The organism is candidate division TA06 bacterium (genome assembly GCA_004376575.1).
In the GTDB taxonomy this organism is placed as follows: Bacteria; Hydrothermota; DG-26; order E44-bin18; family E44-bin18; genus E44-bin18.
In genome coordinates this window covers 1-22045 of the sequence record SOJN01000053.1, presented here as the reverse complement: position 1 = coordinate 22045, position 22045 = coordinate 1, and the positions used below count along the sequence as shown (strand labels likewise).

The 22045-nt window shown below is 50.5% G+C and carries 16 protein-coding genes; 2 read left to right on the top strand and 14 right to left on the bottom strand.

What is annotated here, in order from left to right:
• The 3 genes from E3J62_04310 to E3J62_04300 all read right to left on the bottom strand — a co-directional run.
• Positions 1 to 1490: hypothetical protein (locus E3J62_04310; protein ID TET46434.1), on the bottom strand; the 1490-nt coding region annotated here is incomplete at its 3' end.
• A 258-nt stretch (positions 1491 to 1748) separates the two neighbouring features.
• Entirely contained in the window at positions 1749 to 5024 is a 3276-nt protein-coding gene (locus E3J62_04305; protein ID TET46433.1) for a T9SS type A sorting domain-containing protein, read from the bottom strand.
• Between the two features lie 270 nt (positions 5025 to 5294).
• Positions 5295 to 7145 carry a tetratricopeptide repeat protein gene (locus E3J62_04300; protein TET46432.1) on the bottom strand — a complete coding sequence of 617 codons (1851 nt, stop codon included), beginning with the start codon at positions 7143 to 7145 and terminating at the stop codon, positions 5295 to 5297.
• A 219-nt stretch (positions 7146 to 7364) separates the two neighbouring features.
• Between E3J62_04300 and E3J62_04295 the strand changes: the two genes are divergently transcribed.
• Positions 7365 to 7598 (top strand): DUF433 domain-containing protein, encoded by a 234-nt coding sequence (locus tag E3J62_04295; GenBank protein ID TET46431.1) that lies wholly within the window; start codon positions 7365 to 7367, stop codon positions 7596 to 7598.
• On the top strand, positions 7595 to 7945 hold the full coding sequence (locus tag E3J62_04290; GenBank protein ID TET46430.1) for a hypothetical protein: 351 nt from the start codon (positions 7595 to 7597) through the stop codon (positions 7943 to 7945). Before E3J62_04295 ends, E3J62_04290 begins: the two co-directional genes overlap by 4 nt.
• A gap of 364 nt (positions 7946 to 8309) precedes the next feature.
• Here E3J62_04290 and E3J62_04285 read toward each other — a convergent pair whose 3' ends face one another.
• From E3J62_04285 to E3J62_04235, 11 genes are all read right to left on the bottom strand, one after another.
• The gene (locus tag E3J62_04285; GenBank protein TET46429.1) at positions 8310 to 8837 is read right to left on the bottom strand and encodes a hypothetical protein; all 528 of its coding nucleotides are present in this window, start codon (positions 8835 to 8837) and stop codon (positions 8310 to 8312) included.
• Between the two features lie 137 nt (positions 8838 to 8974).
• Positions 8975 to 10423, bottom strand: coding sequence for an Asp-tRNA(Asn)/Glu-tRNA(Gln) amidotransferase subunit GatB (gene gatB / locus E3J62_04280; GenBank protein ID TET46428.1), 1449 nt, complete (start codon positions 10421 to 10423; stop codon positions 8975 to 8977).
• A complete protein-coding gene (gatA, locus tag E3J62_04275) occupies positions 10413 to 11885 on the bottom strand; it encodes an Asp-tRNA(Asn)/Glu-tRNA(Gln) amidotransferase subunit GatA (GenBank protein ID TET46427.1) in 1473 nt (490 codons plus the stop codon). The genes gatB and gatA overlap by 11 nt, the downstream gene beginning before the upstream one ends.
• Before the next feature lie 12 nt (positions 11886 to 11897).
• Positions 11898 to 12203, bottom strand: coding sequence for an Asp-tRNA(Asn)/Glu-tRNA(Gln) amidotransferase subunit GatC (gene gatC, locus E3J62_04270; protein ID TET46426.1), 306 nt, complete (start codon positions 12201 to 12203; stop codon positions 11898 to 11900).
• Positions 12194 to 14302: an ATP-dependent DNA helicase PcrA gene (locus E3J62_04265; protein TET46425.1), complete on the bottom strand. Its 2109-nt coding sequence runs from the start codon at positions 14300 to 14302 to the stop codon at positions 12194 to 12196. Before E3J62_04265 ends, gatC begins: the two co-directional genes overlap by 10 nt.
• Positions 14262 to 15395, bottom strand: a complete 1134-nt coding sequence (locus E3J62_04260) for a glycosyltransferase (GenBank protein ID TET46424.1) — start codon at positions 15393 to 15395, stop codon at positions 14262 to 14264. Before E3J62_04260 ends, E3J62_04265 begins: the two co-directional genes overlap by 41 nt.
• 100 nt (positions 15396 to 15495) lie before the next feature.
• Positions 15496 to 17001 carry a hypothetical protein gene (locus E3J62_04255; protein ID TET46423.1) on the bottom strand — a complete coding sequence of 502 codons (1506 nt, stop codon included), beginning with the start codon at positions 16999 to 17001 and terminating at the stop codon, positions 15496 to 15498.
• 177 nt (positions 17002 to 17178) lie between these two features.
• Positions 17179 to 17667, bottom strand: a complete 489-nt coding sequence (locus E3J62_04250) for a class I SAM-dependent methyltransferase (protein ID TET46422.1) — start codon at positions 17665 to 17667, stop codon at positions 17179 to 17181.
• On the bottom strand, positions 17654 to 19207 hold the full coding sequence (locus tag E3J62_04245; GenBank protein ID TET46421.1) for a hypothetical protein: 1554 nt from the start codon (positions 19205 to 19207) through the stop codon (positions 17654 to 17656). The genes E3J62_04250 and E3J62_04245 overlap by 14 nt, the downstream gene beginning before the upstream one ends.
• Positions 19173 to 20873 (bottom strand): hypothetical protein, encoded by a 1701-nt coding sequence (locus tag E3J62_04240; GenBank protein TET46420.1) that lies wholly within the window; start codon positions 20871 to 20873, stop codon positions 19173 to 19175. The genes E3J62_04245 and E3J62_04240 overlap by 35 nt, the downstream gene beginning before the upstream one ends.
• A complete protein-coding gene (locus tag E3J62_04235; GenBank protein TET46419.1) occupies positions 20870 to 21877 on the bottom strand; it encodes a GNAT family N-acetyltransferase in 1008 nt (335 codons plus the stop codon). The genes E3J62_04240 and E3J62_04235 overlap by 4 nt, the downstream gene beginning before the upstream one ends.
• Between the last annotated feature and the right edge of the window lie 168 nt (positions 21878 to 22045).

The following is a 22045-nucleotide window of genomic DNA, read 5'->3' as shown; positions in this document are numbered from 1 at the left end:
TCACCAGCAGCCAGGTTGTTCACCGTCTTGATGGAATCAAGAAATACAAACCCAGAGGAGTCTACCTGACAACGAACATCAAACGTCTCCGTCTGCTGACCAAAGTTTTCCACACGGGCCTGAATGGGATACGTGCTGTCACAATAAACACTATCACCAGGACTCAATACCGCAGTAGGACCAACATCCCGTATCCAAAGACACTCACTCGTCGTCGTGTCCACAAGAACATCATTCGCAGGAACAGCATCACCCACCAACTGCGTCGTTATCGTTATCCCGTAGTCCATCGCATTTACAGGAGGAACCTGCCAACCTGTGCTGAACGTAACATCAACGCTGTCACCAGCAGCCAGATTGCTCACCGTCTTGATGGAATCAAGAAATACAAACCCGGATGAGTCCACCTGACAACGAACATCAAACGTCTCCGCCTGCTGACCAAAATTCTCCACCCTGGCCTCAATGGGATACGTGCTGTCACAATAAACACTATCACCGGGACTCAATACCGCAGTAGGACCAACATCCCGTATCCACAAACACTCGCTCGACGTGGTGTCCACAAGAGTATCATTCGTCGGATCACCATCACCCACCATCTGCGTCGTTATCGTTATCCCATAATCCATAGCATCTACAAGAGGAACCTGCCAACCTGTGCTGAACGTAACATCAACACTGTCACCAGCAGCTAGGTTGTTCACCGTCTTCGTCGAATCTAGAAATACAAACCCGGATGAGTCTACCTCACAACGAACATTAAATGTCTCTGTCTGCTGACCGAAGTTCTCCACCCTCCCCTGGATTGGATACGTGCTGTCACAATAAACACTATCACCGGGACTCAATACCGCAGTAGGGCCAACATCACGCAGCGGTTTGAAATAGTTCACAACTGCCCTGATACCGAGATCCATAAATCCAGGAAACGACCCCCAGATGGGTGCCCATCCCGGTCTGACAATCGCTTCCATGCTCCAACCTTGTGGGCCCGTTATATCGCAAGCCGGTACGTCCTGCTCCGGGTCGGGAAACCCTGCGTTTGGTAGCCAATACCCAATCCAGAAAGTATCTGCGGTTATGTAAGCAGGACTCAGGACACTAGCGTACCAAAGCGGGTAACTAGCAGCGGTAAATGTATCCGTATAAATGGGCGGCTCCAATGGCATACCACCAAGGTCCTCCCAAACAAAGAAACTGCAAAACGGAGCTCCCCCCCCGACATAGATGGCAGTCAGACCTGCCTTCAAAGAACAGAGGCTGTCAGGAACAAACTGTACGGCCCAATACCTGTCCAAGTTGTCCATGATCATGACACGAAACAGCCCGCCGTCGTCATACATGATGGTCTCATCAGGCGCGGGCATCATCTTAGATGGAAGCATCCCATAAAGATCTGGCCTTGAACTTGTGCTGCTGTAGGAACCAATGGCACCCGCCACAACAACAGCAAGAGCCAAAAAACCAAACAAACCTTTCTTCAGCATCCTTGACCCCCTTATGGCCTAGAACCCTAAGTTGCACGTATCTATTCGACTGCTGTCTGTTGACATAATGTATACCCCGGACACAAAAAGGTGTCAAGACAATTTTCGGAAATAGACAAAAACGCAACTGTTCGTTGCGACGGGACTAAGGAAACAACGACAACATTTTCTGTAAGTGCTTGCAAGACAAGGAACAAAAGAGCTCCGCCCGGGCAATCCAACCCGGGCGGAAACAGCCAGTTCGCCTTCTGGCAAATCCTACCTAACAATCACCATTTTTCTTGACTCTACAATCCTGCCGCACTCAAGTTTATAGAAGTAGATACCGCTCGGCGCCGCAATTCCGTTTTCGTCCGTTCCATTCCAGTTAGCTGTGTAATAACCAGCTAACTTGTTTTCGGCAACCAGAACCTTAACCACACGGCCTGTTGCGTCGTACACGGATAACCTCACAGCCGCCTCTTTAGAGATGGCGTATTCAATAGAAGTGGTTCTGGAGAATGGGTTCGGACTGTTCTGGAAGACCTGGGTCCTCCTCGGAACACGTGAAAAGAGACGAGATTCCTCGACACCCGTAACAGACTCAATCACCTGACATAGGGAATCGTTCGCAGCGTTCCCATCATTCACCACATACGCCTTCACACACATCGTATATTGGCCGAGCCCGGGCGCAGACCAGTTCTGGAAGCACACCTGAACGCTCGAATCGGGCAGCAGGTTGCTTACTGTGGAGGTGTCAGTGTACCCGTTAATCGTGCAAATCGCGTCGAACGTTTCCGCCCTGTTTCCGTAATTGTGGACAGTGGCACACGGGGTGTAAGTACTGTCCACGTCCACGGTTTCAGGTGGGGCGTCTATGGTCACCACTCCGCCATCGTGCAGAGGACAGAGCCCGTAAGTCGTTCCTATCAAAGTATCGTTCGCACCAACGGCATCACCTGCCAGAAGTGTGGTTATTGTTACGTCGTATGAGAAGAAGTCAAGCTGCGGAACTGTCCAGGCAGGAAATACCGCGTCCGTCGTATCATTCGGCACCAACCCCGTCACGTCTGTAGTCTCGGCGTAGATGGCAACTCCGGAGGTCTCAATAAGAGCTTCCACGGAAAAGTCCTCGCTGATCTGTCCGTCGTTTGTGACGCGGGCTGTCACTGCACTAGAACTGTCACAGTAGACAGTGTCCACGGGCCACGTGATGGCAACGGGACTCACATCTCTGAACCATAGACACATACCCCAGGTGCTGTCAGCAACTGCATCATTCGCAGAATTCATATCCAGGGCAAAAATCGTGGACACCGTTATGTCATAGCTGATGGCATCCACCTGAGGAACTACCCAACCAGCGAAAGTCAGGTTGAGCGTGTCAGGCGGCGCAAGTGCAGTATCCACCGTATCCGCGTACACGTTAACGCCTGACGTGTCAATGAGGAACTCAACCGAGAACGACTCGGTAAATTCTCCGAAATTACTCACCTCAGCCTCAGGAACATACAGGCTGTCGCAGAGTACAGTATCTCCTGGCACCACCACGGATATGGCTCCAACATCCCTCAGCACACACCTCCCCCAGGTGTTGTCAGCAATAGCATCGTTTCCAGAGTTCATATCCGGAGCAAAGATAGTGGACACAGTAATGTTGTAGTTAATGCCAGCCACTACAGGGACTGTCCAGCCCGCGAAGGTTACATTCGTAGTCCCAGCAGGCGCTAGCAGGGAGACAGTTGATGTGTCTCCATAGACGTAGGTCCCTGATGTGTCGATCAAGAACTCAACATCGAAGTCTTCTGTCAATTCACCGTAATTGGTCACCTCAGCCTCAGGAACATACAGGCTGTCGCACAATACGGTATCCCCGGGCACCACCACAGATACTGCTCCAACATCCCTCTGCACACACCTCCCCCAGGTGTTGTCAGCAATAGCATCGTTTCCAGAGTTCATATCCGGAGCAAAGATAGTGGACACAGTAATGTTGTAGTTAATGCCAGCCACTACAGGGACTGTCCAGCCCGTGAAGGTTACATTTGTAGTCCCAGCAGGCGCTAGCAGGGAGACTGTTGATGTGTCTCCATAGACGTAGGTCCCTGATGTGTCGATCAAGAACTTAACATCGAAGTCTTCTGTCAACTCACCATAGTTCGTGACCTCAGCCTCGGGAGTATATACACTGTCGCAGAGCACTGTGTCTCCCGGCATCACAACAGATACGGCTCCAACATCCCTTATGAAGAAGCATCTGCTGAAGACCGCGTCCATCAGAGTGTCGTTTATCGTATCTATATCCCCTGCCAAGAGTGTTATCATGCTGACCGTGTAGTTCATGCTGTCGGTAACAGGTACCGGCCACTGGGGGAATACGACGTTGGAGTCACCAGGCGTGAGACTTGTCACACTCACGCTCTCGGCATAAACAGGCGCTCCGAGAGAATCATCTATGAGGATTTTGAAGTAAAAGGTCTCGGATCGGTTTCCGTAGTTGCGTACCGCGGCCTGGACATCGACAGTGGAGTCACACCACACGGAATCTCCAGGAGCATTGAGACCCAGTGGACCCACATCATCGATCCACACACAGAAGCTGAATGTCGAATCTAAGAGAGTGTCGTTCTCTGTGCTGTCATCACCGGCTAATTCCGTATAGACCACAACACTGTAGTCCATACTGTCGACTCCCGGAACCACCCAATCCGGATCGAATGTAACAGTGTCGCGGCCCAGCGGGACCAGATTGGAGACCGGTCGCGTGCTAGTGTAGACAAGAAGGCCCGTCGTATCAATTTCTATGGTCACGTCAAAGCTCTCGGTCGAGTCACCAGGATTGAACACCTCGGCCTCTAATCTTAGAGTATCGGCGCAGTTAATAGTATCCTGCAACCCGAAAAGCTGCGTCGGTTCGACGTCGTGCCGGGGAAGAGGGTAACAACTGACTATAGCTCTTATACCCAGGTCCATATATCCAAAGAACATGACCGGGACAAGGTCCCAAAAGGGCCGCAACATCGACACCCAACTGAGTCCACTTGGACCACTTAGGTCGCAAGCCGGCACGTCCTGCTCCGGGTCGGGAAACCCTGCGTTTGGAAGCCAATATCCAATGTAGAAGTCCCTCGCAGTTACATAAACGGGTTCTACGTCAACTCTGTCCCACGCTGGAAAACCAGTTGGAATGAATGTGGATTCACGTACAGGTGGCTCTCCTGGAAACCCACCAGCCTCGTCCCAGACAAAGAAACTGCACACCGGGGCAGTCGGAGGCCCCACGTAAATACTTATTAGCCCGGCTTTCACCGAACAGGCAGTTTCGGGCTTAGCAGGAAAATAAACGGCCCAATATCTGTCGATGTCATCAAAAATCATGATAGGAAATAGCAGGCTGTCGTCATAGATGATGGTTTCATCAGGCGCGGGCATCATGGCGGTCACAGGCCTGTCAGGAAAACCGGGCCTTGAACTTGTAGCCCTGTATGATCCCATGGCGCCTACCACAACCACGGCAAGTGCCAGCGCTACAAACAAACTTTTCTTAACCATACTACCCCCTTTGAGGAAGTTACACTTTTTACGGCTTAAGGCAGTCAGGTTCGCTGTGGTTTGTTGAAGTACTATTGTATACCGGATTTACTATGGGCTGTCAAGAAATTTCTCAAAACATCCTATATACTCGCTGTACTCTATACCCTAACACACGAAATCCCCCCCAACCCTCCTCTGCACCATCTAAACTACGAAAATCCTATACCCTCCCACCCCAACAACAACACAGAGCCTCGTTTGGGGACGGCACATAGCACGGGAACCGGATCACTTCGGCTCTTCAGATACTCGTTCTAGTGCCTTGATGAATTTTGGGTTGACTTCAAACCCCAAACTGTCCGCAATTCTCAAATTCTTCCATGCTAGATCGTACTTCCCCATGTGGTAATAGGCGTCGGCTATGTTGTTATAGGTTTCGGGAACTCTCGGCGCGAGTTCGGCTGCTTTTTTGTATGCTGTCAACGCTTCTTCATATCTGTGTTGCCTGGCAAAAACAGAGCCAAGATTTATGTAAGCCGGCGCGTAATTGGGTCTCATTTGAATTGCATGCCGGTGTTGAGAAATAGCCTGTTCATATAGTCCTTTTTTCTTGTAGGCATTGCCCAGCATAATATAGTATCTTGGGTTTTCTGCATTGACCTCGATGGCATTGTCTAACGCACTGATGACATCATCAGTCATCCCTTTCTTTCTGTAGAAAATACCAAGGACCTCATACCCATAGTCGGTTCGTTCGCCGCCAAGTGCCAAGAGGTTCTTGAACCTTTCGACGGAACGGCTTTCGTTGGCATTTATCAAGAACCAAGGAACCGCCGCGACCACTGCTGTCCCAGCAAGAACCACCCCCAGGTGCCGGGCAAAGTTTTTTTCGCGCACCACCCTGGTCACGAGGAAGACGGCGAGCACGGTGTAGCCGATCCCACTGGTCGCAAATAGATCCCAATCCCTGGCCATCCCAAGCTCCGGATCCGCTACGAAATTGAAAATTAGCAAATAGAAGGCGCCAAGAAACAAAAAAGAGATGTTGGGGTCGTTCCAGTCAATCTTTCGCCACGAGGAAAGTATCAGCGCTGATACCAGAATAATACCGGATGAGGATATCAAGAGGTGCTGATTGCCAATGTCAATGAGATGGTTGCCGGAGAAGAGTGTATACAAGTCGCCTCTTCCCAGGGGTCGGATCAGCGGTAAGAAAATGCCACCCTCGATATGAAATCCCTTCAAGAAGTAAATCCCAGCGAAGACAAACAGACTTATGATTGCACCGGCACAAACATTTCTGAACGTTAGAAAGCGCATGACAATGGGCTTTCTCCTCCCGAGGGAGAAGACCAAGAGAAAAAGGAGCGAAGGGGACAGAACCACCGCCTGATTGTGGAAGCCGAAGCACAGAAGAAATAATAATAATGGCAGAACAAGATGTCGGCGTCCCTTTATGAAGCGCATGCCCAAAAGTATGTACGCGAACACTGTCACGTAGTGGAATGTGTAGTTTTCAAGATAGCCGAAGAACAACTGAGAACTTCCCATGATAACTATGACCGTGAAGAATAACCACTTGGTTGCTGAAGAGACCTTCAGGAAATCCAAAAATCTCAACACCAAAAAGACGAAGAGAACCCCCAATACACAGCCAATTACGGCACAGGTAGTTTCCACATCCCAACTGAAAAATCGGTTCAGTAATCGAGAAAGATGGAAGTTGACAAGAACCGTGAGCGGTTCTTTCCGAATTGTCGCTGTACTGATCCCTTGATTCAACTCAGTAATCAGAAGAGTTCCGTCGCCGAGAAGCGGTGTCGAAGATCTGAAGAACCAAAAGACTGGAAGAGAACCGATGGCGATGCTAAGATGGAGCAAGTGTTTGTTAAGTGGAATCCTTACTGCTAAAAGTCTCTCCATTGTTCTGAGGGCTAGGGTGCGTATTGCCGGCAGGCAAACGAGAAGCCCTGCGACCGTAATCAAAATCCTGAAATGGAGTGGGAAATAGGCTAGATGGTTGAGGCCCCACAATCTGGCAGTTGGGAAATGGCCGCTGATGAGGCGAAATAGAGCAAGGAGAGCACAGACCACACTTACTACCGTCAGAATCAATCTTGATCTATTCGACTCCGACATTTGCCTTTGGATAGGTGCCTCCTGGGACGAGTGCCTTTTTAGCTGGGGCTCATCCTATCTGGGCCAACATCCTCTGTCAAGTCCAGACTCCCCCCATTACGGAACCCTATAAGCTGCGCAGCCTGCAGACAGCTGGCTATCGCAGTGGAGTTTCCTGTTGACGTGATGGAGTTGTCTCTGGTAAAATCAGCGTCGCACAGTAAGAAAGAGTGAATGGAGATGAAACAGGCAAAAAAACTGAACGACCGCATCGTTTCTGATCCGGCTATTTCCGGCGGAGAGCCATGCATTAGAGATACCCGCATTCCTGTGCAGATCATTCTTAGCCACCTGGCTGCGGGTGATTCGGTAGAGGCTGTTCTCAGCAATTTCCCCCGGATCACCCGAGAGGATGTGAACGCTTGTCTTGAGTACGCCGCATATCTCGCCACTGAAAAGACAGTGCCCGCGTGAAGATCCTGGTAGACGAAAATGTTTCACGGTCGCTTTCTCCCCGTCTGAAGGCCTTGGGGCACGAAGTTGAGCACATCTCTGAAATCGCAAGCAAGGGCATTCCCGACGAGAAGGTCTGGAAACTGGCCCAGGATGGTCCACGCCTCTTGATCACAAGGGATTTTCACTTCACTAACCAGTATCGGTTTAACTCCACAATGGTGCTCGGAATCGTGTATCTCCGAATCGGGAATCTAAAAATCGAGGACGAAATCGCACTGGTGGAACATTTCTTGAGGAACCACACACTCGAGGAATACAAGGGACGACTTGTGACGCTCTCGCCAGAGCAGACCAAGATCCGGTAGAAGAGTAGGGGCGGTTCGCCCTTCGGCACGCTCCCCTCGGTGGAGTTTATGCTGCCTGCCTCGTTCCACGAGGAGCGTACCAAAGTGCTCGGGAGGCCGTGAAACGGCCGGCCGTCGCACGGCCCGGGCAGGCGGCTACTCCAAACTACCTCTAGGCTACACGCAGAAAACACAATCACATCGCTCCGAGCCTCCACTCTGGAGTAGCGCCACTTGCCTGCCCCGTCTCACGGGGTGGCGCGCTCAGACGCCGAGCAAGCTCGGCTACTCCAAACTACCTGCCTCGACCTTGGAGTAGCGCCGCTTGCGGCGCGCCCCCACGCCGAGCGAAGCGAAATCCCAAGCTTGTAGAGGGAAAGTTGGGCTACTCCAGACCTTCCTCCGGGGTGAAATCCACAACCGGGTACATCCTGAAGCACTCATCTACCCACTTCTGCCCGCGTCTCTCGACGTACTCGCGATAGCTCGAGAATAGATACAAACTCATATCGTCCACATAACCGTGCTTCACGCAATTCTGGTGTATATAGTTTAGCCGCACGTAGAAGTCGGATTCGTTTCTGACACAACGATCCCAATATTGATACCACACACGACGCCCTGGTTTGCCGTCCAGTTTGTTCAGTTCAATCCCACTCTTTCCAGTGATTCGTGACACAAATCCGGGCAATGTTGCTCCCAACGTGATTCTGATCAGTACGTGCAAATGACTACAGAGGATAACCCAACCATGGAGAAAATACCCCGATGTGTTTACAGCATGATCCAGTGCTGCTTTCAGCAACCACTTTTTCTCATCAGTGTCAAAAAGGGAGTGATGTTCATAGGTGGCCATTGTCAAGAAATAGTCGGCGTTGTCAACATAGATGTGTGGCGGTCGATGTCGCTTCATCCTGCTTGTCTCATTGAACCTGACACTGGAGTAGCGCCACTTGCCTGCCCCGTCTCACGGGGTGGCGCGCTCAGACGTCGATCAAGCTCGGCTACTCCAGAAACCCGGGTCTCAAAATGGTGACAGCGCGGCAGTCGTTACTGGGAATTGGGGGAGTTCTTACGCTTGTCCAGTTGCCTTCTAAGTATTTCGTTTACCAGTTTCGGGTTGGCTTTACCCCTGCTTGCCTTCATCACCTGCCCTACAAAGAATCCAAAGAGCGCATCTTTCCCACCAAAGTATCTCTCCACTTCTTTCGGGTTCTCGCTCAAAACCCTTGTTATCATATCCTCCAGTTCTTTTTCGTCCGTCACCTGTCTTAAGCCCTTTTGAGACACAATCGCCTTAGCCCCCATCCCTTTCTCTGCCATCTCCATGAATATCTCTTTGGCCATCTTCTTGTTTATCGAGCCATCTGCTATCAGGTCGAAAAGCTCAGCAAGATGTTCCGGCCTGGCCTTCAGTTCTCTGATTGCTATCCCCTTTTCATGCATCAAGCCAAGGACCTCAGTACTTATCCAGTTGGCCAGCCCGGTGGGGTCTTTGTGAAACCCTATTGTTCTCTCATAGTAGTCAGCAAGTTCTCTTGTGGATGTGAGGACTCCAGCGTCATACGGTCTTATCCCATATTCTTTGACAAATCTCTCCGCTCTATCATCAGCAAGCTCTGGCACGTCCGATTTGACCTTCTCCACCCACGGAGTGTCCACGATCAGAGGAACGAGATCCGGCTCTATGAAATACCTGTAATCCTCAGCTTCCTCTTTGGCCCGCATGGGAGCCGCCTTCTGCTCTTTCTCGTCCCAGAGCAGACTCTGCTGAACAACCTGCTCTCCTCTCTTGAGCAAGCCTATCTGCCTTTCAATCTCAAACCTCAAGCCCCTTTCTACTGCTTTCAATGAGTTCAAGTTCTTGAGCTCAGTCCGCGTTCCAAGCTTATCTGACCCGGCCGGCCGAACAGACACGTTCGGCTCGCACCTGAAGTGCCCTTTCTCCATGTCGCATGAGGAGACTCCCGCATACTGCAGCTGTCTCCTGACCGTCCTGAGATATGCGACCGCCTCCTCCGGGCTTTTCAGATCGGGCATTGTGACTATCTCAAGAAGAGCAACTCCGCATCTGTTGAAATCCACAAGAGTCGTGCTCTGCTCGTGAATCGACTTACCAGCGTCTTCTTCAAGGTTCATCCTCTTTACACGTATCTTCTTTCGTTTCCCATCGCTGTCTATCATCACATAGCCATCTGTAGCGAATGATTCTTCGTATTGTGATATCTGGTACCCCTTTGGTAGATCCGGATAGAAATAGGACTTCCTGGCAAACCTGCTCATCCCTTGAATCTTCGCCCTCAAGGCAAGAGCGCCCCTTATGGCAAGATTGACAACCTCTTTATTCAGCACAGGGAGCACTCCGGGCATCCCGAGACACACAGGACATACGTGAACATTGGGATCAGCACCAAACTCTGTCGAACAACCGCAGAACACCTTCGTTCTGGTTGCCAACTGGGCGTGTATCTCCATGCCTATTACAGTCTCATACTCCAATGTCGGCCTCCGCAGCAGGTGGTATCTTGCCTGTGCTATTGCTGGAAGACTCAAAGGCCTTAGCCACTCTTAGAATGGTCGACTCATCGAAAGCCTTCCCGATTATCTGCATCCCTATAGGCAGCCCTGAGGCTGAGAACCCACACGGCACGCTGACGGCGGGGAGGCCGGCAAGGCTAACCGATACTGTATACACATCGGATAGATACATGGAAAGAGGGTCATCAATCTTCTCCCCTATTTTGAAAGAAACAGTTGGAGAGGTTGGAGTGACCAGGCAGTCCACGCTCTCAAGAGCCTTATCGAAGTCGGACTTTATGAGCGTCCTCACTTTCAAGGCTCTGAGATAGTACGCATCGTAGTAGCCGGCGCTGAGAGCGTAAGTACCCAGCATTATCCTCCTTTTTACCTCATCTCCAAACCCTTCATCCCTTGTCTTTGAATACATGGCAGAGAGGTCGGGAAAATTTTCTGTCCTGTAACCATATCGTACGCCGTCATATCTTGCGAGGTTTGAGGAGGCTTCCGCATTGGCGATGAGATAGTACGTGGCTATCGCATAATCAGTGTGCGGAAGGGAGACCTCAATAGTCTGAGCGCCTAATTCCTCAAGTAGATGAGTAGCACCATCAACTGATTTCTTCACTTCTTCGTCCAGGCCTTTGCCAAAGAATTCCTTTGGAATGCCTATTTTCATTCCCTTGACGTTCTCCCCTATCAGTTCTGGATAGTGGGGAACCGCCACAGGGACCGAAGTGGAATCCCTGGCGTCCTCTCCAGCCATCGCCTCCAGTAGAAACGCACAGTCCTCAACCGAGTTGGCCATCGGACAGATCTGGTCCAGTGAAGAAGCGAACGCGACCAGCCCGTACCTTGACACACACCCATATGTCGGTTTTAAGCCGACCGTCCCGCAAAATGACGCCGGCTGCCTTATTGACCCGCCCGTATCTGACCCCAGCGCCAGCGGTACCTGTCTTGACGCCACCGCAGCCGCAGACCCTCCGCTCGACCCCCCAGGCACTCTCTCTCTATCCCATGGATTGCGTACAGGGCCAAAATGGGAGTTCTCAGTGGATGAGCCCATGCCGAACTCATCCATGTTCGTCTTTCCCACGATAACCATGCCTGCTTGCTTTAACCTTTCTACGACAGTGGCGTCAAACGGAGGGATGAACCCTTTCAGTATCTTTGAGCCACATGTCGTCTCCACACCCTTTGTTACCAGGTTGTCCTTCAGCCCAATTGGAATCCCGCACAGAGGGCTCAACTTCTTCTTGGAGCGGAGGAGCCGATCCGCTTCCTCTGCCGCCTCCAGGGCTTCATTCTCACAGATGGTTATGAAGGAGTTCAAATCAATCGACTTGATCCTGGCCAGTGCTTCATGGACCAGAGAGACCGAAGAGACCTCTCCTTTTCTCAGAAGTTCTGAAAGCTCGCGGCAGCTCTTCTCAAAAATCAACCCTTCCTCCTCTTAACTGACAGGGCCGATGTCCTTGACCACCAGTGGCACACGGAACTGTCCTGCCTCGCATTCCGGCGCGTTGGCTGTTGCCTTCTCCCTTGACAGCTCATCTCCCGGCTTGTCTTCTCTGAACCTGTTCGTCATTTCTTCGATATGGCAGGTGGGTTCAACTTTTTCAACGTCCAGCTCCTTCAGTTTCTCTACATAATCGACGATGTCAGTCAACTGGTCGGTGAACAGTTCTTTCTCTTTTTCTGACAAGGCAAGCCTTGCCAGTTCGGCTATGTGCTCTACCTCTTTTCTATCTATCCCCACTGGTCCTCCTTGCTGGCTCTGGTCAGTCCAGCATATTTCAACATAACAAGTTTTTCAAACCCTGCCTCGAATCTGAGTACAGCCCTCACATCATCCCCGTCTCCCTCCAACCTGAGGACTTTTGCCACACCCCAATCAGGGTGTCTCACAATGTCACCGACGTCAAACTGTGAGAACTTGCTCTTCTCAGTGTCAATCAAATCCTCGGGTATTTCCTTCAAGAATCTGGAAGGGAAAGAAGGCATGGGCCCGCCGAATCTGGTCCGCTCCCTTGCATGACTGAGATAGACCTTCTCCTTGGCCCTTGTCATGCTCACATAGAAAAGCCTCCTCTCCTCCTCGAGTTCAGAAGGAGATTCGAAAGATGAAGAGTGAGGAAAGAGTCCATCTTCAAGCCCTGATATGAAGACGACAGGAAATTCCAATCCTTTGGCATTGTGGACAGTCATCAAAGTAACCGCCTCCTGCTTCTCGTTCCACCCATCTATGGCAGTAAAGAGAGAAACTTCAGTCAGGAATCCCCGTATTGACCTGTCCGTAGCCCTCTCCTCATATGATACAGCAGAGGAGAGGAGTTCCCTCACATTTTCTATTCTCGATCCAGCCTCCCTTGTCCTCTCCTGCTCCAGCTCCCTTATGTAGCCGACATCATCAATCATCTGCGACATAAGCTCGGCTGCACCCAGTTCATCCACGCTCGCCTTCGCCTTTTCTATCACATTTCTGAAACCTCTGAGGGCATTCATGTAACGTTCCTGAATCTCTTCTATCTCTTCTATCCTCAAAATTGATTCGTAAAGACTGATGCCCTGTTCGCCTGCGAACCTCTCCAGGCGGCCCACTACAGCCGGTCCGATACCTCTTTTGGGTGAGTTCACAATCCTTTTTAAGCTGACAGAGTCCTTTGGATTCACCACAAGGCGCATGTACGCGATAATGTCCTTCACTTCTTTCCTTTCATAAAATCTCATCCCACCGACAACAATGTAAGGGAGTCCGGCCCTTCTCATCGTCTCTTCTATGGGCCGGCTCTGTGCATTTGTCCTGTACAGAATGACGAAATCTCGAAGATTGCGTCCGCTTCTGAAGAGGTTCTCACATATCATCATTGCCTCATCCTCCTCATCAGCAGCCTCTATGAGAACAAGCTTCTCTCCCTCTTCATTCTCTGTCCACAGCTCTTTCCCCATCCTCCCCACATTGTTCCTGACCACAGACGAGGCGGCATTCAGTATTAGCCTAGTAGACCTGTAGTTCTGTTCGAGCCTAACAGTTTTCACATCCGGGAAGTCCTTTTCGAAATCGAGTATGTTGTTTATGTCAGCTCCCCTGAATCCATATATTGACTGATCATCATCTCCGACAACAAAAATATTTCTGTGTTTTGAAGAGAGAAGCTGGACTATCAGATATTGAGCCCTGTTTGTATCCTGGTATTCGTCCACCAGGATGTGCCGGAAGCGGTCTGAGTAGATGTCCTTCACATTCTCGTAGCCAGAGAGGAGTTCGACAACTTTGAGGAGCAGGTCGTCGAAATCCAGGCCATTGTATTGCCTCAGTCTCGCGTTGTATGCGGCATACACCCTGACCACCTGCTCTGTATATCGATTTGAAACAGGATAACCTTCAGGCCCGACGAGGGCATTCTTTGCACCGCTTATTCTTGACCTTATCGCTTTTGGATTATATTCCCTCTCAGACAGTTTGAGTTCCTTCATAATCTCTTTCAAGATAGAAAGGCTGTCGGTCTCATCAAAGATAGAGAAGTTGCGGGCGTACCCGACGTATTCTCCATCCCTTCTCAATATCCTCACACACGCAGAATGGAAGGTTCCTAGCCACAATGGCTTCATCTCACCCTCCAGCAGGTTCTGGACACGCTGCGCCATCTCTTCAGCTGCCTTATTCGTAAACGTAACTGCCAGAACGTTCTGTGGCTTTACCCCTTTGTGACCAATCAAGTATGCAATCCTGTAGGCGAGCACCCTCGTCTTTCCTGAACCTGCACCGGCAAGTATCAGAACCGGCCCTTCGGGCCACGTGACAGCTACCCTCTGTTCAGGATTGAGGTCTGCCAGCAGCTTCTGTAATTCTTTCATAGGCTCTAATCAGAATTTGTGACTCATTCTCCCAGTTGTATTTCTGCTTGATTGCTAGACGCCCGTTTTTTCCCATGTTTTCTGCTTCCTTCAAGTCCTTAAGAACGACACAGATTGCATCTGAGAGAGACTGCACACTTCCAGGCTCTGCTGTTATACCACATCTCTCAGCATCAAGCAACCGCAAAGTGTCCTGAAAGCGGCTGGCAATCACAGGGACACCAGCAGCCATGTACTCGTACACCTTAATGGGTATTGCCAGGGTATACCTGGGCAGAGACTTCAAAAAGGAGATGCCAAAACCAGCTTGCTGAAGCATCCCTGGGATATCTTCGAACGGCACCCAGTCAATTATCTCAACAGCATCAGAAAGCTTCAGTTGTGATATCTTCCGCTGAACGGTCTCACGAAAGGCGTCTTCGGCAAACCTCCCAACTATTCTCAAACGGAGGCTAGTGTGTTTACTGCGTGCAAGGGCAAGCGCTTCCAGCATCTCCACCGTTCCCCTCTGTTCACTAATTCCACCAACATAGATGGCAAGATTCTTGTCTCTTCTTTGTTCAGGAGGGGAATAGGATTTATATATGGGGTAGTTGTGTACGACTACGACACTGCTGGAATCCTTGTATTTTTCTGCAAGTGTCTCATCAACAGTTATCACCAATTGTACAACCCTTGAGACGGATTTGTCCAATATCTTCAGAAGTGCAAGCCACAGTCTGTTCAGGCGATCACTGTAGTTCTCAGGAAAGTGCTCATGCACATCATATATTATTTTTGAACCGAAGAACAGGTTGGGAAGGACTGCTATAACAGCATCCATCTCGTGGCAGTGGTATACATGATACCGCATCAGTATAGATTTCACCCTGATCCTGAAAAGAAGCAAGGCTTTTCTTATGATTCTATTCCTGAAGGGGGCCTTCGGGACTGTGACGAAAGCAACGCCGCTTCTTGAGAATGACGGCACATCTGCCGGGCCCAGGACTGCCACCTCAAATCCTCTCCGGGCAAGGCTCACCGCCTCCTTATGAAATATTCTTCCATCATCAAGCTCATGCCCTGTAGTAACGTGGCAGATCTTCAGACGCAAGGCTTCCTCCTTCGAAAACCTGCTTTGCGATGAGCTTCGGATGATACTCCCTGCCCGCGTCGTGATCCAACCACGGACTTCCAGTAGTGAACCTCTCCGTTCAAGAGTCTCTCCTGCGGCTTAAGATAGTCGGCATCGATTCTCTCGCAAACCAATAGAAAAAGAGAAGATACACGGCGGCAAAGACCAGAACACCAACAAGGAGTCGGTGTAAGGGATCTAAGGATGAGAGCCTCACGGGATAGCTGCAACCGCACGCAATGGCACCAATAATACAAGTTCTGGCAAGCCTGCCCCACGGCAGGATTTTTCGAAATCCTACTCCCAGAATCCTTTTTGCGATGTACAGGTAGTAGAACACCTGGAGCCAGGTTGAGCAGACTGCGGCTACTGCTGGCCCAACATACCCAAGAGGCCTGATGAGAGCGAGGCTCAGTCCGAATTTGACCACAAAATCTCCCGCCGCGCCAAAGAGGACGGCCTTTGCGGCACCCATGGAAAGAAGAAGAACGGCATACTGCGCAATCCTCAGGGGGAGAACAAGAAGGTGCACCCTGAACGGCGTGGCGCTCGCAAGATACTTCTGTGAGAAGAGTGTCACCATAAAATCGGGCGCATACAGGACAAAGAAGAAGAAGAGAGGCATAACAACGAATGCAGTCTTATCCGTCGTGTTGAGCCAGACCGACAGGAGGCTGCCGGTTTTCTTCTCCTGGTGCATCCGGGAAAGTGAGGGCCATATCACCGAAGATATAGATCCTACAAGCAAAGCCGAAATGGGAATTTCCATCGCGCCGTTGGCATAGATGGCGTAGGAGGATGGACTGAGGAACCTGGAGACCATCACCTTGTCGACGTTCTTTGATACAGAACCTATTATCTCACTTGCATTCACCGGGACTGAATACGCCAACTGCCTGCCAGTCAGAGAACGGTCAGGACTTCTGCCGATAAGCTTTCTGTCTCTCCCTAGCATCAGACCCAGGCCCGCAAATCTCAGGGCTGAATAGCAGACAACCGCGAGAAAGACGAGAGAAAGGGGCCTATCCAATGCTGCAAGAGGAACAACAGAAATCACAAGACCAAGAGTGGAGGCAGCAGTGACAAAGAGAACCACACTGTGCCGATTTGTCGAAATGTAGAAGGGCTCTGCCCAAAGAGTCGAGACTGTGAAAAGTGAGTAGGCGGAGAAGATGCGGAGTGGAAGCGCGAGGTGTTGATTCCCGAACAGTTTCGCTATGCCACCTGCACCGGCCGCCACCAGAACTGTCATGACCAGACCTGAGAAAAGGAGAAGGAGAAAGGAGTTAGCCATGATCGATCCTCTTTCTCTCTCATCTGAGTGCTGCAGGAAATAGTACAGGGAAGCTGGAATACCGAGCATAAAGACAGGAAAAATAGTGGCGTAGACGAGCCAAACCTGCTGGTATGTTCCGTATGCGTCCCTCGTCAGGATCCTGGCCAGTATTGCGTTGATGACCAGAAGCCCGGCCATCCTGATAACATTTGACAGGGCTATGATGCCTGTCTTTATTGTGAGTGAGTGTTTCATTTCAGAGAGGTCTGTGGGCACGAGCACATATGTTGGTCCACCTGTTGAAAACAAGCCCTACAGCTCTGTCAACTAGCAGCCAGAGAGAGAGGGGCAGAAAGCTGAGCAGGACGTGAATTCGCAAAAGGACCAGAGCCTTGTTCAATAGATGACTGATGTTTGTGACCTGGAGCCCTTCATTCTCCAGCAACTTCCGCACGCGTTCGAAATCGAAAGATTGAACGTGAGCGTTTATGGGAGTTTTCCTGTTGCAGTGTATGCACAGAGTGTGGCGTATCTTTTCTCAGTGATGAGGAGCTTCCCGCCCTTCCTAAGAACCCTTACAGCCTCACCTACAGCATCAGCAGGGGTCTCAAGATGCTCCAGAATCTCGCTCATCAAGATCACATCCATGCTCTCCTCCCTGAATGGCAAGAAATAAGCGTCTGCCTCTGCAAAGGCAACCGGGAGGCCAGGCTTTTCTTTCTGTTTCATATACTGACCTCGCGAAATATCAATACCATAGAGGTTCACCAGACCGGAGTTTGCCAAGGTCCTCAGGATCCATCCTGAACCGCAGCCGATATCAAGGACTGATTCGGTCTTCCCGAGCCTGCCCATCCTCAGTATGTACTGCTGGAGTATTAGAACCGCCTTCCGGTGGGGAAGCTCTATCTCCTTCTCGAAATCGAAAACCTCTCCATTCAGTCTGTAGTGGACGTTGTAGTTACTGTACTTCAAGGGGCTCCATTCTTTCAAAAATCAAAAACCAGCGGGTGGTGCCCTCTATCCTGTGGAGGAGTCTGTATTCATATCTGAACCTGCTGCTGGAGATGAGCTCCCTGTCAACGTTCGATTGCCAGAATGGTTGGCCGTCCTTCCATTCGGGGTACCTGATGAGGACGATCACGTCCGGCTTCCTGTCAAGGAGATAGGACGCATCAAACTTCTTGTGCATCATCCCCTTAAGATGGGCAAGGTGTGTGTCCATCAATCCAAACATATCGATTGTCCGCAAGCCCGAATAGTAAGGTATCATACCGCAGTCTTCCACCGCGACGACTCTGTCAGGCGCCACATTATCTTTGAGCCAGAGACCCACTTTTGCTCTGTCGTACACTTTCTCAGGGTTTCTTACTTTCATCTTCAGGAGTTCTATCTGCCCTCTCACATCACCCCACCATACAACTGAAGTTTCAAAATAGTCCTGGATCAGATTAGAAAAGGCAAAGCCCAGTAGAAAAAGAACAAGGACCACTCTTCCCCATCGTTTCAACAATCGGGCAAACTCCGAAAGCCCCTCCTGAGCAAGAAGAAACACAACCGGCAGAATGGGAACGAAGAAGCGGAAATCTTTCATGTGATCTCCACCCACGTACACTATGAAAAACAGGTAGGCAATCAAGAACGGGTAGAGAGGAGAAAGCCTCGATCTCCCTGAAATAAAGGGAAGTGAAATCAAAGGTAAAAGAAGATAGCCTCCATTAAGAGAGAAAAACTGATTGGCATACCTTAGACCGACTATGATCTGCTTCAGACCTCCTCCGGTCTTGGCATAGTAAGGGTTGGGAAACAAGTATCCATAGTAGGATACTCTGAAAATAAGGTATGGGACAAAGATAGCTAGATAGGCAAGAACCCACACAGTGTCACGAGTCGACCATTTCCTCCTGATGATCCAGAGTCTGAAGGCAAGACCTGCCACAAAGAGAAGAGGGGCCTCTGGCCTCGTAAGAGAGCACAATCCGAGGAAAATGCTTGACATCGGCACACTCGAATCCGCCTCTATCTCCTTGATGAAGAAGAAAAGTGCAACCAGGAAAAGAAAAGTCGCCAGCTGAGTCTCCATGCCTGCGACTGACCACCTGATGAAACCTATGTCCGTAGCTGTCAGAAATACGGAACTGAGCACGAAAATGCCACGCCTGTCAGAAAGGTTCTTCGAAAGAAAAAAGAGAATGAGAATGGAACCGATACTCAGTACAACTCCTAGGAATTTGCTGGCAACGATGGGCGAGACGCCTGTTGACATAAGGCTTCTTAGAATGATGACCCAGAGGAAGTTCGAATAGCCCTCTACACGCTCCCCTGGATTGAAGACGAGACCGTTACCTGCCCTGAGATTCTCTGCGTACCTGTAGGAGATGAAGGAGTCATCCACCAGATAACCGAAGAATACAGCCTCAAGGACAAGCATTATGGCCAGAATCAGAACCAGTCCAGCCAAGGCTGGCCATCTTCTTGTCTCAGGACTCATCGCCATGCTCAATAGAAAGTCCAAAGCCGGGACTTCTTATGTCACAAATCGTAAAAACGGACCTATCTCCTTCTTTCAGGCAGAATTCTTTCAGAGTTGCCCCTTCGCAACTGACCCCACTGACCCTTCCAAACACCTCGAAACTCATTAGTGGAATCTCCTCTCCCGATACAATCCTCAGAACTGTCCCCGCCCCTTTCTCCTCTGAAGAAACGATAGAAACCTGCCCCCGCTTCCGCCACCACCTGTACAGCTCCACGTGGTTTGCAAAAAAAGGATTGTCAGCCGAAACCATACCCAGCAGCCACTCATACAGCCGGCCCAGTCCAGGAAAATCAGCGTCGTCAAACATACTCTGGTGCCAGAGAAGTGAAAGGACACCCCTGCCTTCTTTCACGCTCTGTACTATTCTTCTAGCCTCTTGCTTTCTCCTCTTCACATCCCCCGGCAAGCCCCTGTCCATGATAGAAATGGGTATCTCCAGAATGTCGAAGGCTTTTCTATTCTCGAAATCATATAAGTGGTACGGCAGGCACATTGAAGCTCTGAATCCAACTCTGTCTGAAAAACCGACGCTCGCATCATAGCTAAAACCAGCGATCTCCATGTTCTCGATTGTTTCTGGAATCTTCACCCTCAGATAATGCTGCCTGATGCCGGCGATGTCGGTTTGGGCAGCTTCTCCCAGCCTCATCTTCTCTTTAATCAGCCTGCTCTTGTCCGTCATCGACGCATATGAACCGTGAAGGCCTATCTCCCATCCACCATCAACAAGGTCCCTCAGCAATTCCTTGATGGAGACGCAGTCATACCTTCCTCCGTGTTCTCCGCCTCTATCTGTAAAGAAGTAGAACGTAGACCGGACTCCGATCTTCTTTTCGGTCTCACAAATATGGTCAAGATTCCACCAGGGATCGGATTTGCTCTTTCTCACGGAAGAGAAGACCTCTCTTGTCTTTCCAGTCAGTATTCCTTTCAGAATTGACCTGCCGCGCCACTTCGCGAGCCTGTCCACATCGTGTGTAAGACTGACGCAGTAGCCCTGGCCTGCTGGCCATTCAAGTTTCCTTAATAGCATCCGGCCTGAACGATGCGCGGCCAGGATGAGCAGCTCTTGAACCAAGAGAATATACGTGTTCACGACCGGTTCCTCTTCAAACCCTTCCCTGGCGCAGATGGCCAACTCCTGCGGCGGTCTTTCGAATTCATCCGTTTTGTTGGAGAACACCTCCTCCGCTCTCGAAAGAAAAAAGAAGATACTGGCCAGAAGATCGAAATGGACAGTGATGATTCCACCTTCTCCCATCCTTTCTTCACTCACAAGAGTCAGCTTGGAACCGTCAGCCACCACCATTTCTCTGAGACTAACCCCTTCCTTCTCTTCACACACAAAGAAAACAGCGACCGGACCTGATCCACCAGCTCCTCTTGATTTTGCCCTGGGCAAGTCCTTTCCATTCACCATTCCCTCAAACCCTCCAGGGTCGTGCAAGATGTTCACCACCCAATCACCCTTCAAGACCCTTTCCATCACCTCTTCTGGAATCTCTCCATAGCAAAGAAGGGTCCCCTGTGAGTCAGAGGTGTAGGGAGCAGAAAAGAAACCCAGACTGGAAAGGCAGTAGCTAAGAGAATATTCGGCCTCACATTTGACACTATCGCTGCAGGAGACCACACAGGCAAGTTTCACGTCTTTCTCCAACGGGACAAAATCTCGAGGCAAAACAGGGCAAGACTGCCCTTGACGGTGCCCGGCTTGCTGGTTAAATAGTACGGTGTGATTTGCCCGCCAAAGTTTGACTTGAAGACGGCGATCGTGGGCGTGTTTGCTCCCATCAGGTCGAAAATTTCATGGTCTGCTTTTGACTTCTCTATGAGACTATAGAGAAGATATGAGGTGGCGCCGCTATCATAGTACGTCGGATCTGCCCCGGCAACCCAGTCATAGATGACGTTGAAACTCTCGAGTGTTATTCTCCCGGAGACTACTCGTCCTTCTCGGTCTTTCGCATAGTAGAGATGGGCGAGTCCCTGCCCGCAGAGCTTGCGGAAGAGGGTTTCAAGATACTTCTCGCTGAACGGAACTTCCCTTCCTCGTCTCCCATAACTCATCGCCACCATCTTTGAAAGAGCGGTCAGATCCTCTGACTTTTCGAGTTGTACGTCTTCTCTCTTTGCCTTGGCCACCTGTTTTCTTATGCTGGAGTGGAGCGTGTCAACGCTGAAGGTCTCCAGGCGAATCCGGCAAGTATAACAAACCTTCTCCTTCCAGCCCTGCCAGGTGAAGGGCCGAAGATCGGTCAGACCCGGGTGATGTGAGACATAGATGTAATCGTATCTCTTGATGAACCAATCAGAGAGGGCTTTGCATGCCTGGAAAATGTTGAATTCACGCCTTCTCGGATGATCTGCCTCAACCTCGGCAGAGACTATCAATCCTAGATGGGGAACGAGAGGTGGTTGTTGGGCTATCAGTATGCCAGCCTTTCTCCTGTCGAACACGGGAAGTCCGGCGATGAACCTATCACCTCTAAAAACTGCAACAAACCTGTACGGCCGTCCGGTCGCTTCTGCAATCGCACTTGAGAACCTGGAGGAGCAAAAGACTGTCGCTTGTGGGGAGCCGGCTACCAGGCGATCCCAGAATTCTAGCTCATCGCTGGTCAGCTCTCTGGCCTGAAACTGTGCTGCCATATGCGCAGACTCTAACGAGACATAGCGCCCTTGTCAAGCTATAAGCTGTATGCTGAATTCGGGGGGGCCAAACCTTCAAAATTGTAAAATTGGGGGGCTGTCCCCGGACCCTGCACTGACCAACACTAGTAACGAACTCGTTCCGCTCATCTATGGTCCGAATGGTAG

Bases quoted from the DNA above. Each gene is read 5' to 3' on its own strand.
- E3J62_04265 (TET46425.1), bottom strand. From the start codon at position 14,302: ATGAAAGAATTACAGAAGCTGCTGGCAGACCTCAATCCTGAACAGAGG.
- E3J62_04295 (TET46431.1), top strand. From the start codon at position 7,365: ATGAAACAGGCAAAAAAACTGAACGACCGCATCGTTTCTGATCCGGCT.
- E3J62_04235 (TET46419.1), bottom strand. From the start codon at position 21,877: ATGGCAGCACAGTTTCAGGCCAGAGAGCTGACCAGCGATGAGCTAGAA.
- E3J62_04305 (TET46433.1), bottom strand. From the start codon at position 5,024: ATGGTTAAGAAAAGTTTGTTTGTAGCGCTGGCACTTGCCGTGGTTGTG.
- E3J62_04300 (TET46432.1), bottom strand. From the start codon at position 7,145: ATGTCGGAGTCGAATAGATCAAGATTGATTCTGACGGTAGTAAGTGTG.
- E3J62_04285 (TET46429.1), bottom strand. From the start codon at position 8,837: ATGAAGCGACATCGACCGCCACACATCTATGTTGACAACGCCGACTAT.